This window comes from Streptomyces sp. NPDC031049, from assembly GCF_055571015.1.
This window is the reverse complement of the sequence record NZ_JBVIGC010000029.1, coordinates 19821-30995: the sequence shown is the minus strand read 5'-3', so window position 1 is coordinate 30995 and position 11175 is coordinate 19821. Positions and strand designations below refer to the sequence as shown.

The following is an 11175-nucleotide window of genomic DNA, read 5'->3' as shown; positions in this document are numbered from 1 at the left end:
GAGAAACCCGAGAAAGAGGGGGGAACCCACCGTGACCGAGGAAGAGATCTTCGCCGTTCTGCGCGCCCAGATCATCGACGTGCTGCCCGAGGCCGCCGACGTGGAGATCACGCTCGACCACAGCATGCGCGACCTGGGAGCGAACTCCATCGACCGCATGGACGTCGTCATCGCCGCCCAGGAGGAACTCGGCATCAAGGTGCCCAACTCCGCGCTGACCGGCGCGGGCAACCTCAGGTCGCTCGTCGAGGTGTTCCGCGAACACCTCGGCGCCCGCGCATGACCCCGCCCGCCCCCGGCGCCGTGGCCGTGACGGCCGCCGCCGTCCTCACCCCGCTCGCCGACGACCTGGCCGGCTTCACCACCGCCCTGCTCGACGGACGCAGCGCGGTGACCCTCCCGGACGACGGACCGGACACGCTGCCCGTCGCCGCGCTCGACGGGTTCACCCTCACCGGCTGGGCCGCCCGGCACCTGGCCGACGACCCGGACGCCGCGGCCCGGCTGCGCAGGGTCGCGGGCCGCGCCGCGCTGCCCGCCCGCAGCGCCGCCTGCGTGGCCCTGCGCGCCGTGCGCGACGCGGGCCTCAGCCACGACCTGCTCGCCGACGGCACCGCGCTCGTCGTCGCGGGCGGCAACCTCGCCCTCGCGCACCAGGCCGAGACCGTCCTCGGCCACGACCGGGCACCGGGCCGGCTGCGCGCCTCCTACGCGCTCACCCACCTCGACGCCGACGTCGTCGGCACCGTCAGCGAGCTGACCGGCATCCACGGCGAGGGCTGGCTCGTCGGCGGGGCGTCCGCGGCCGGCACCCTCGCCCTGATCCAGGCGGCCCGCACCGTCGCGGCCGGCTGGGCCGAACGGGTCCTCGTCGTCGCCCCGGCGGCCGAGCTGTCACCGGTGGAGGCCGAGGCGTTCCGCCGTACCGGGGCGCTGGCGCACGAGCGGTTCCGTGCCGAACCCGCCCGGATGTGCCGCCCCTTCGACCGCGACCGGCAGGGCTTCGTACGCGGCGAGGGCGCCGCAGCCGTCGTACTGGAGCGGCCGGCCGCCGCCCGGGAGCGCGGCGCGCCGGTCCTCGCCGAGATCACCGGGTGCGGGCAGCGGCTGGACGCCCGGCGCGGCACCGAACCGGACGCCGAGGGGCAGGCGACGGCGATGCGCGCGGCGCTGGCCGCGGCGGGCCTCGCCCCCGAGGACGTCGACTACGTCAACGCGCACGGCACCGGCTCCGTCCTCGGCGACGAGACCGAGGCGACCTCCCTGCACAAGGTGTTCGGCGGCCGGGACACCCTCCGCGTCAACTCGACCAAGGCACTGACCGGTCACTGCCTGTCCGCGGCCGGACTGGTGGAGGCCGTCGCCGTCGTCGCCCAGCTGCGGGCCGGGGCCGTGCACCCCAACCCGCACCTGGAGCACCCCTGCGCCGGCCTGCCGCTGGCCGGGCGGGTGAGCGAACCGCTGCCCCTGCGCACCGCGCTCAGCAACAGCTTCGCCTTCGGCGGCATCAACGCCTCCGTCGTCCTGAGCCTCCCGCCCGGCGCCCAGGCCGCCCGCCCGGGCGTCCCGTCTCCCGCCCGCCCCGGCGTCCCGTCTGTCGCCCGCCCCGCCCCGAAGTAGCCCTGTAGTTACGGAGAAGACCATGAAGCAGGTCGGCATCGAAGCCATCAACGCGTACTGCGGCGAGACCTATGTCGACGTCCCCACGCTGTTCGCGGCCCGCGGTCTCGACGACAGCCGGATCGGCAACCTGATGATGGCGCGCAAGAGCGTCGCGCTGCACTGCGAGGACGCCGTGTCCTTCGCCGTGAACGCCGCCAAGCCGATCGTGGACGCCCTCACCGAGGAGGAGCGCGCCTCCATCGAGCTGCTGATCGTCGGCACCGAGTCCGGCGTCGACTTCGGCAAGTCCCTGGCCACCTACGTCCACGACCACCTGGGACTGCCGCGCAGCTGCCGCCTGTTCGAGACCAAGCAGGCCTGCTACAGCGGCACCGCCGCCCTTCAGATGGCCGCCGCCGTCGTCGCCGCCAGCCCCTTCGAGGGCGCCAAGGCGCTCGTCATCAGCAGCGACGTGGCCCGGCCCGTGCCGCACACCTACGTCGAGCCCAGCCAGGGCGCGGGGGCCATGGCCATGCTGGTCTCCGACCGGCCGGTGGTCGCCGCCTTCGACCACGGGGCCAACGGCTTCCACAGCTACGAGGTGATGGACACCTGCCGCCCCGACCCCGAGCGGGAGGCCGGCGACACCGACCTGTCCCTGCTGACGTACATCGACTGTCTCAAGGGCTCCTTCGCCGACTACGCGCGCAAGGTGGAGGGCGCCGACTTCGTCGGCACCTTCGACCTGCTCGCCATGCACACCCCGTTCCCCGGCATGGTCAAGGGCGCTCACCGGGCCGCGCTGCGCAAGCTGAGCCGGGGGATCTCGCCGCAGGCCGTCGAGGACGACTTCACCACCCGTCTCGGCGCCGCGATCCAGTACCCGCAGCAGGTCGGCAACATCTACGCCGGCACCGTCTTCCTCGCCCTCGCCTCCACCCTCGACAACGCCGTCATCGACCGTGAGAAGCGCATCGGCGTCTTCTCCTACGGCTCCGGCTGCGCCTCCGAGTTCTACAGCGTGGTCGTCACCCCCGACTCCCAGCGCGCGGTGCGCGCCATGGGCATCCGCGAGGCCCTCGACGCGCGCTACCGGCTGAGCATGCAGGAGTACGACGAACTCCTCGCCGCCACCGCCGAGCTGAAGTTCGGCGACCGGGAGTTCACCTTCGACCTCGACCGATTCCCGCAGATCACCAAGGAGCGCTTCACCGGCGGACGCCGCCTCGTCCTGGAGGCCGTACGCGACTACCACCGCGAGTACGTGTGGCTCGACGGAGGTGCCGCCCGATGACCGACGCCCCGGCCGCCCCCGGCAGCCCCGCCGCCCCCGTGGCGCTGAGCCGCTCGCGCGGGGTGCTGCACGTCCTGCTGGACGCGCCCGGGCGGCGCAACGCCATCACACCGGACCTGCTGGACGGGCTGCACGCCGCCGTCGACACGGCCGAGGCCGACCCCGGCTGCCGGGTCCTGGTGCTGTCCGCCCGCGGGGAGGACTTCTGCGCGGGCACCGACCTGTCCGCCCCCGCGCGGGCCCCCGAACCCGGCGCGCCGGGCGAGCTGCCGTACTGGACCCTGCTCGACCGGCTCACCCGCAGCCCCGTCGTCACCGTCGCGCTCGTCGAGGGCCGGGCCACCGCCGGCGGCGTCGGGCTGGCCGCCGCCTGCGACCTGGTGCTCGCCGGGCCCCGCGCCCGGTTCCGGCTGACCGAGGCCCTGGTCGGCCTGGTCCCCGCCATGGCGCTGCCCTTCGTCGCCCGCAGGACCGGCGAACAGCGGGCGTTCACCGCCACCCTGCTCGCCGAGGACCTCGACGCCGGCGCGGCCGTCGCCGCGGGCCTGGCGGACCTGCTCGCCGACGACCCGGCGCAGGCGCTGCGCCGCACCCTGGTGGCCCTCAGCCGCGTCGACCGGTCCACCGCCGGGGCGCTCAAGGAGTACCGGGCCCGGCTCTTCCCGCGCGACGCCCACCTCGGCCGGGACGCCGGCCGCACCTTCCTCGACCGCCTCGCCGACCCCGCCGTCCAGCCGCTGCTGGGCCGGATACCCGCCCCGGAGCGTGCCGCATGACCGCACCCGCCGCCGAGTCCGTCGTCCGGCTGTCCTGGGAGGGCACCGTCGCCGTCGTCACCATGGACGACCCCGAGGGACGCAACACCTTCTCGCCCGGACTCACCTCGGGCCTGGTCGACTCCGTCGAGTCCGCCGCCGCCGACCCGCGCACCCGGGCCGTGCTCGTCGAGGGCCGCCCGGAGCTGTTCTGCGCCGGCGGGACCCAGCGCGAGCTGGTCAACTTCGCGCGCGGCAACGGCAGTTTCGACACCGACGACTTCTTCCGGGTGTTCGCCCGCTGCCCGCTGCCGGTGATCGCCTCCGTGCAGGGGCACGCCATCGGCGGCGGCCTGGTGCTCGCGCTGTACGCGGACTTCGCCGTGTTCAGCGAACGCTCCCTGTACGCGGGCAACTTCATGCGCTACGGCTTCACGCCCGGGATGGGGGCCACGCACCTGTTCCCGCTGCGCTTCGGGCGCGAGCTCGGCAGCGAGATGCTGTTCACCGCCCGTAACTACCGGGGGGCCGAACTGCGGGAGCGGGGCGCGCCGGTGCGGGTCGTGCGCCACGCCGACGTGCCCGCCACCGCGCGGGAACTGGCCCGCTCGGTCGGCGGAGCGCCGCGGGCCTCGCTGGAGCTGCTCAAACGGGAACTGGCCGGGCCGCTGCTCGCCGGGACGGGGGCGGCGGTGGCCCGTGAGGCCGCCCTGCACCGCACCTCGTTCCGCCTGCCCGAGGTCCTGGAGCGCATCGTCGCCGACTACGGCGAAGCCCGTGGCCTGACCTCCTGACGACCACCCGCCGCCCGCCCCCGCACGAGGACCGCACGAGGACCGATGGAACCCATGGACGCCAAAGAGATCCTGACCCGCGTGAAGACCGGCGCCCTGGACGCCGCGACCGCCGCCGCCCTGCTCCGGGCCGCCGCCCCCGGCGGCCCGGAGACCCCGGGCGCCCCCGGGACCCGGGACGCGGCGGGTACGGCGCCGGCACCCGCCGCGCCGGCCGCCTCCGCCTCGCCCGGCGACGCGCCCGCGGCGGGACCTGTCGCCGGGGCCGGGCAGCCGGCTGCCTCCGGCGGTGCCGGGCAGGCCGGGACCGCCGCCGGGGCGGCGCCCGCGGGCGTGGTGTCGCGGGAACGGGCCGCGGCGCTGCTGCTGGCGGCGGCGGGACAGGCAAGTCCCGGGCGGCCGGCGGACGGGGCGGTGCGCGGTCCCGTGGGCGGGGAACGGGCCGCGGCCGGGGGTTCCGTGGGCGGGGAGCGGCCCGCGGCGGGCGGTCCCGTTCGCGGGGGGCGGGCCGTGACCGGCGGTGCACGTGGCGGAGCACGGGCGGGCGGCGGCGAGCCGCGCCCCGACGTGCCCGAGCCCGTGGCGGTCGTCGGGTACAGCGCCCGGTTCCCCGGTGCCGCGGACGCCGACACCTTCTGGCAGCGGCTGCTGGACGGCGACGACCTCGTCACGGAGGTCCCCGCCGACCGGTGGCGGATCGCCGAGCACTACGACCCCGACCCCGGGGCCGAGGGCAAGTCGGTCAGCAAATGGGGCGCCTTCGTGGAGGACGCCGACCGGTTCGACGCCGAGTTCTTCCGGATGCCCCCGCGCGAGGCCGAACTCATGGACCCGCAGGCCCGGCTGTTCCTCCAGGAGGCCTGGCGCGCGCTGGAACACGCCGGGCAGCGCACCGGCGCCCTCGCCGGCACCCGCTGCGGGGTCTACGCGGGCGTCATGATGAACGACTACCAGGACCTCGTCGAACGGGAGAGCGAGCACGCCCGGCTCGCCCAGGTGATGCAGGGAAACTCCAACTCCCTGCTCGCCGCCCGGATCGCCTACCACCTCGACCTCAAGGGCCCCGCCGCCACCGTCGACACGGCCTGCTCGTCCTCCCTGGTCGCCCTGCACCAGGCCTGCCAGGCCCTGTGGCTCGGCGAGGCCGACATGATGCTCGTCGGCGGCGTCACCCTCTACCTCACCGAACTGCCGCACGTGTTCATGAGCCGCGCCGGCATGCTCTCCCCGACCGGCCGCTGCCGCCCCTTCGACGCCTCCGCCGACGGCATCGTCCCCGGCGAGGGCTGCGCCGTCGTCGTCCTCAAGCCGCTGGCACAGGCCCTCGCGGACGGCGACCCCGTGCACGCCGTGCTGCGCGCCTCCGGCATCGGCCAGGACGGCCGCACCAACGGCATCACCGCACCCAGCGCCGCCTCCCAGGCCCGGCTGATCACCGCCACCCTCGACCGCTTCGGCCTCGACCCGGCCGGCATCGACTACGTCGAGTGCCACGGCACCGGCACCCCGCTCGGCGACCCCATCGAGGTCACCGCGCTCAACGAGGCCTTCTCCCCGGCCGCCCGGCCCCGCGGCAGCGTCCCCATCGGTTCGGTCAAGGGCAACGTCGGCCACACCTCGGCCGCCGCCGGACTGGCCGGCCTGCTCAAGGCCGTCGGCGTGGTGCGCACCGGCCAGGTGCCGCCCTCGCTGCACTGCACCACCCTCAATCCGCGCATCCCCTTCGAGGAGGGCCCGTTCACCGTCGCCACCGAGGCACGCCGGCTGCCCGGCACGGACGGGCGACCCCGCCGCGCCTCGGTCAGCTCCTTCGGGTTCAGCGGTACCAACGCCTACGTCGTCGTGGAAGAGGCACCGCCGCTCCCGGCGTCCCCCGCCGCGGACACCGGCGCCGCGGTGCTCGTCCCGCTGTCCGGCCGCCGGCCCGAGGCCCTCACCGGCCGGGCCGCCGAACTCGCCCGCTGGCTGCGCTCGCCCGCCGGTGCGGACGTCCGCCTCGCCGACCTCGCCCACACCCTGGCCTGCGCCCGCGACCACCACCGCCACCGGGCCGCGCTCCTGGCCGCCGACCGTGCCGAACTGCTCGCCTCCCTGGACCGGCTGGCGGCCGGCACCCCGGACGAGCGGACCGTCACCGCACCGGACGGCCCCGCCCCCGCCCCGCCCGGCGACCCGGCCGCCGCCGGTACCGGCACCGTCCGGGACCGGGCCGCCGACGGCGATCCCACCGCTCTGCGCGACGTGGCCCGGCACTACGTGACCGGCCAGGCCGTCGACTGGGCCCGGGTCAGCCCGCCCGCCCGGCACCGCCGCGTCCCGGCCCCCGGCTACGCCTTCGTCCCCGACCGGCACTACGTCGTGCCCCCGGCCGCCCCCGCCCCGGTCGCCACCGTGGGCCAATCAGCCGCCGCCACCGCAGGACAGGCCGGACCGGGCGAGGACGCGCTCGACGGACTGGTGCTGTACACGCCCGGCTGGGAGGAGTGCCCGCTGCCGCGGCGCGAGCCCGACACCGGCACAGGCACAGGCACAGGCACAGGCACAGGCACCGGCACCGGAACTGACACCGACACCGACACCGACACCGTGCTGTACGTGCACGACGCGCACGGCGACCTCGCCGCCGCCCTCGGCGGCACCGCCCCGGACCGTGCCGCCGGCGGACCGCAGCCGTCGGCCGCCGCCCTCGTCCTGCGGCTGACCGGCGACGACGTGGCCGCCCTGGAAGCCGCGCGCCAGATCCTCGCCGCCCACCGCACCCAGCCGCTGACCCTCATCGCCGTCACCGCCGACCCGCAGCGCGCCGACGCCGCGCGCGCCCTGGTGCAGACCCTGCGCCAGGAGAACCCGCGCCTGTCCGGCCGTGCCCTGCTCGTCACCGACGACGGCCCCGCCGCCGTATCGCACATCCGGGCGGAACTGGCCGCGCCCGAAGCGGAGTACGGGCATCTCGCCGATCTGCGCGGCACCCGGCGCACCCGCCGGGTGCTGCGCCCCGCCGCCGCGCCCGCCACCGGTTTCACACCCCGCCCGGACGGGGTGTACCTGGTCACCGGCGGCATGGGCGGCATCGGCCTCGCCCTGACCCGGGACCTGCTCCGGCACCCCGGCGTCCGCGTCGTCACCTGCGGACGTACCCCCGCCGCGGACCTCGACGCCGCCTCCCGGCCCCCGGCGGACGGCTCCGGCCGGCTGCGGTACGTCCGCGCCGACGTGGCGGCCCCGGGCGGCGCCCAGGCCCTCGTCCGCGACATCCTCGGCCACGAGGGCGCCCTGCACGGCGTCTTCCACGCGGCCGGTGTGGTCCAGGACGCCTACCTGCTGCGCAAGACCGCCGACGGCATGGCCGGCGTCCTCGCCCCCAAGGCCACCGGCGCCGCCGCCCTGGACGAGGCCACCGCCTCTCTCCCGCTCGACGTCTTCGTGCTCTTCTCCTCCGTCGCCGCCGTCACCGGCAACATCGGCCAGTCCGACTACGCCTACGCCAACGGCGTGCTGGACGGCCTCGCCGAGCGCCGTGCCGCCCGGGTCGCGGCGGGGGAGCGGCACGGACGCACCCTGTCGGTGCAGTGGCCGCTGTGGGACGTGCCCGGCATGACCATCCCCGAGCCGGTCCGCCAGGTCGTCGAGGAACGCGTCGGGATGGTCCCGCTGCCCGCCGGACCCGGACTCGCCGCGCTGCGCGGACTGCTGGGCGCCGGCGGCCCCGACGTCGTCTCCGTCTTCCACGGCCGGGCCGACGCCTGGCGGCAGCACCTCGCCGGTCTCGACCTGCTGCCCGCGCCGGACGCGGACGGCACCGGCGCCCCCGCCGGCCGCCCCCTGCCCGAAGCCGGTCCGGCACCGCAGGCCGCGACCGAGTTCGCGGCCGGGATCGCGTCCGCGGTCGGGACGGGGTCCGCGGTGGGGACCGGGCCCGCGGCCGGGACGGAGTCCGTGGTCGAAACGGAGTCCGCAGGCGGCACCGAGTCCGCAGGCGGGACCGAGTCCGCGGCCGGGGTCCGGGCCGCCGACGCGGGCGACCTGCTCGACCTGGTCTGCCGTACCGTCGCCGAGACCCTCGGCCACGACCGGTCCGCCATAGGCCCCGGCACCTCGCTGGAGGCCCTGGGCCTGGACTCGGTGATGATCCGCACCCTCGCCTCGAAGCTGAGCGGCCGGATCGCACCCATCGGCCCCGAGATGCTCTTCGGCCTCCGCGACCTCGCCGAACTCGCCGACCACCTGCGCCGGCTGAGCCCGCCGCCGGTCACGCCCGGCGGTGGCGAGACCCCGGCGGCCACCACCGCGACGGCCGCGACGAGCCCTCGGCCCGCCCGGCCCGCCCGGGCCGACGGGCCCGCCGTGACCAGGTCCGCCGACTCCGCCCCCGGCCCCGACCCCGACCTCGATCCCGACGACGACGTGTTCGCCGTCGTCGGCATCAGCGGACGCTACCCCGGCGCCGACGGCCTCGACGCCTTCTGGGACAACCTCCTCGTCGGCAAGGACACCGTCGGCGACCTGCCCACCGACCGGTGGAACGCCAGCGGCGGCGTCCAGGCCAAGGGCCACTTCCTGGACCGCGTGGACGCCTTCGACCCCGTCTTCTTCGGCCTGTCCGCCCACGAGGCCGCGTACATCGACCCCCAGGAGCGGCTGTTCCTGGAGACCGCGTGGGAGGCCCTGGAGGACGCCGGACTGACCGGCGCCCGCCTCGACGCGCTCACCGCCGCCGACGGCGAGGCCCGCAGCGTCGGGGTGTTCGCCGGCATCACCTCCGCCGACTACCCGCTGCTCGGCGCGGAACGCTGGGCCGCCGGAGAGCGGGACATGCCCTCCGGCCACCACTGGTCGCCGCCCAACCGGCTGTCGTACCTGCTCGACCTGCGCGGCCCCAGCCAGCCCGTCGACACCGCCTGCTCCTCCTCCCTGGTCGCCCTGCACCTGGCCGTGGAGGCACTGCGCCGCGGCGAGTGCGCCGCCGCGCTGGCCGGCGGCGTCAACCTGTACCTGCACCCGTCCCGGTTCCGGATGCTGCGCCGCTCCGGCTTCCTCGCCGAGGACGGCAGGTGCCGCAGCTTCGGCACCGGCGGCGCCGGGTTCGGGCCGGGCGAGGGCGCCGGGGCACTGGTGGTCAAGCGGTTCTCGAGAGCCCTCGCGGACGGTGACACCGTGCACGCCCTCATCCGCGGAACCGCCGTCGCCCACGGCGGGCGCACCAACGGTTTCACCGCCCCCAGCCCGCGCGCCCAGGCCCGTGTGCTGCGGGCGGCGCTGCGCCGCGGCGGCGTGGACCCGGCCACCGTCAACGTCATCGAGGCGCACGGCACCGGCACGGAACTGGGCGACCCCGTCGAGGTCGCGGCCCTGAACGACACCTACGGGCGGGGCGCCGCCGCCGCGGTGCCGTGCTCGCTCGGCTCGGTCAAGTCCGCGATCGGACACGGGGAGTCGGCCGCCGGCATCGCGGCCGTCACCAAGGTCCTGCTGCAACTGCGGCACGGCACCCTCGCACCGACCCTGCACGCCGACCCCGCCAACCCCGGGCTCGGCCTCGCCGGTTCCCGCTTCGCGCTCCAGTACGAGGCCGCGCCCTGGCCCCGGCTGCGGGACGCCTCGGGACGGGAGCTGCCCCGGCGGGCGGGCGTCAGCTCGTTCGGCGCGGGCGGGGTCAACGCCCATGTGATCCTGGAGGAGTACGTCCCGGAGGAACCGGACGGCGCCCGCGCCGCGGAACCGGAGGGCCGGCAGCTCGTCCTGCTCTCCGCGCCCACCTCCGGCCATCTCGCCGCGTACGCCGGGCGCCTGGCCGAATGGCTCGCCGGACCGGGCCGCGACACACCCCTGTCCGCGGTCGCGCGGACGCTGCGCACCGGACGCGCCGTGGGCCCCGCCCGGCTCGCCGCCGTCGTGGCCGGCACCGGTGAACTCGCCGCAGAGCTGGGCCGTTTCGCCCGGGACGGCCACGCCGCCGGCGCGCTGCGCGCGGGCACGGCCGACGCCGGCCGGGAACAGGCGCCGGAGACCGACGAGCTGCTCGGCACGCTGTGGCGGACGGGCCGCCTGGAGCAGCTGGCCGACCTGTGGGCGGCCGGGTGGCAGGTGGACCGCCACGCCCCCGGCAACGGCACGGGCGCGGTGGTGCCCCTCCCGCCCACCCCGTTCCTGCGCACCCGCCACTGGCTCCCGGAACCCGGCACCACCGGCGCCGGCCACACTCCGCCGACGGCCCCGACGGCCCCGACGGCCCCGACGGCCCCGACGGCCCCGACGGCCCCGACGGCCCCGACGGCCCCGACGGCCCCGGCCGCGTCGGCAGCCCCGGCGGTCCAGGTCACCCCGGAACCCGAGCCCGTACTCGCGCCTGCCACCACGCCCGAGCCCACGCCCGAGCCCGCGCCCGGACCCGCGCACGCGCCGGTTCCGGAGCCCGTACGCGTCCCCGGGCCGGAGGCCGTGCGCACCCCCGCCCCGGAGCCGGTGGACGCGCGCGCCGACGAACGGGTCCGCCGGCTCGTGGAGTTCATCGGCGAACTCGCCGCCGGGCCCGGTGCGGGCGGCGCCATCGACACCGGCCGCACCCTCGTCGAGCTGGGCGTGGACTCCATCGGCGCGATGAACCTCCGGTTCGAGATCACGGAGCGGTTCGGCGAGACCCTGCCGCTCCAGCAGCTCAGCGAGTCCACCGTCGACGAACTCGTCGCCCACCTGTCCGCTCTGCCCGCCCTGTAGAGGGAACCGGAGATCC

Annotated in this window: 6 protein-coding genes; all 6 read left to right on the top strand. The window is 76.7% G+C overall.

Going from position 1 to position 11175, the window contains the following annotated elements; translation table 11 throughout:
* Positions 1-31 precede the first annotated feature (31 nt).
* The 6 genes from ACZ45Q_RS32480 to ACZ45Q_RS32455 are packed head-to-tail and all read left to right on the top strand — an operon-like array spanning position 32 to position 11159.
* The gene (locus ACZ45Q_RS32480; protein ID WP_468268219.1) at positions 32-283 is read left to right on the top strand and encodes a phosphopantetheine-binding protein; all 252 of its coding nucleotides are present in this window, start codon (positions 32-34) and stop codon (positions 281-283) included.
* Positions 280-1620 carry a beta-ketoacyl synthase N-terminal-like domain-containing protein gene (locus ACZ45Q_RS32475; RefSeq protein WP_468268216.1) on the top strand — a complete coding sequence of 447 codons (1341 nt, stop codon included), beginning with the start codon at positions 280-282 and terminating at the stop codon, positions 1618-1620. Before ACZ45Q_RS32480 ends, ACZ45Q_RS32475 begins: the two co-directional genes overlap by 4 nt.
* Before the next feature lie 22 nt (positions 1621-1642).
* Positions 1643-2896 (top strand): hydroxymethylglutaryl-CoA synthase family protein, encoded by a 1254-nt coding sequence (locus tag ACZ45Q_RS32470; RefSeq protein ID WP_468268213.1) that lies wholly within the window; start codon positions 1643-1645, stop codon positions 2894-2896.
* Entirely contained in the window at positions 2893-3672 is a 780-nt protein-coding gene (locus ACZ45Q_RS32465) for an enoyl-CoA hydratase/isomerase family protein (protein ID WP_468268210.1), read from the top strand. The genes ACZ45Q_RS32470 and ACZ45Q_RS32465 overlap by 4 nt, the downstream gene beginning before the upstream one ends.
* Positions 3669-4445, top strand: a complete 777-nt coding sequence (locus ACZ45Q_RS32460; protein ID WP_468268207.1) for a polyketide synthase — start codon at positions 3669-3671, stop codon at positions 4443-4445. The genes ACZ45Q_RS32465 and ACZ45Q_RS32460 overlap by 4 nt, the downstream gene beginning before the upstream one ends.
* 54 nt (positions 4446-4499) lie before the next feature.
* Positions 4500-11159, top strand: a complete 6660-nt coding sequence (locus ACZ45Q_RS32455) for an SDR family NAD(P)-dependent oxidoreductase (protein WP_468268204.1) — start codon at positions 4500-4502, stop codon at positions 11157-11159.
* The last annotated feature ends 16 nt before the right edge of the window (positions 11160-11175 follow it).

Bases quoted from the DNA above. Each gene is read 5' to 3' on its own strand.
- ACZ45Q_RS32475 (WP_468268216.1), top strand. From the start codon at position 280: ATGACCCCGCCCGCCCCCGGCGCCGTGGCCGTGACGGCCGCCGCCGTC.
- ACZ45Q_RS32470 (WP_468268213.1), top strand. From the start codon at position 1,643: ATGAAGCAGGTCGGCATCGAAGCCATCAACGCGTACTGCGGCGAGACC.
- ACZ45Q_RS32465 (WP_468268210.1), top strand. From the start codon at position 2,893: ATGACCGACGCCCCGGCCGCCCCCGGCAGCCCCGCCGCCCCCGTGGCG.
- ACZ45Q_RS32460 (WP_468268207.1), top strand. From the start codon at position 3,669: ATGACCGCACCCGCCGCCGAGTCCGTCGTCCGGCTGTCCTGGGAGGGC.
- ACZ45Q_RS32455 (WP_468268204.1), top strand. From the start codon at position 4,500: ATGGACGCCAAAGAGATCCTGACCCGCGTGAAGACCGGCGCCCTGGAC.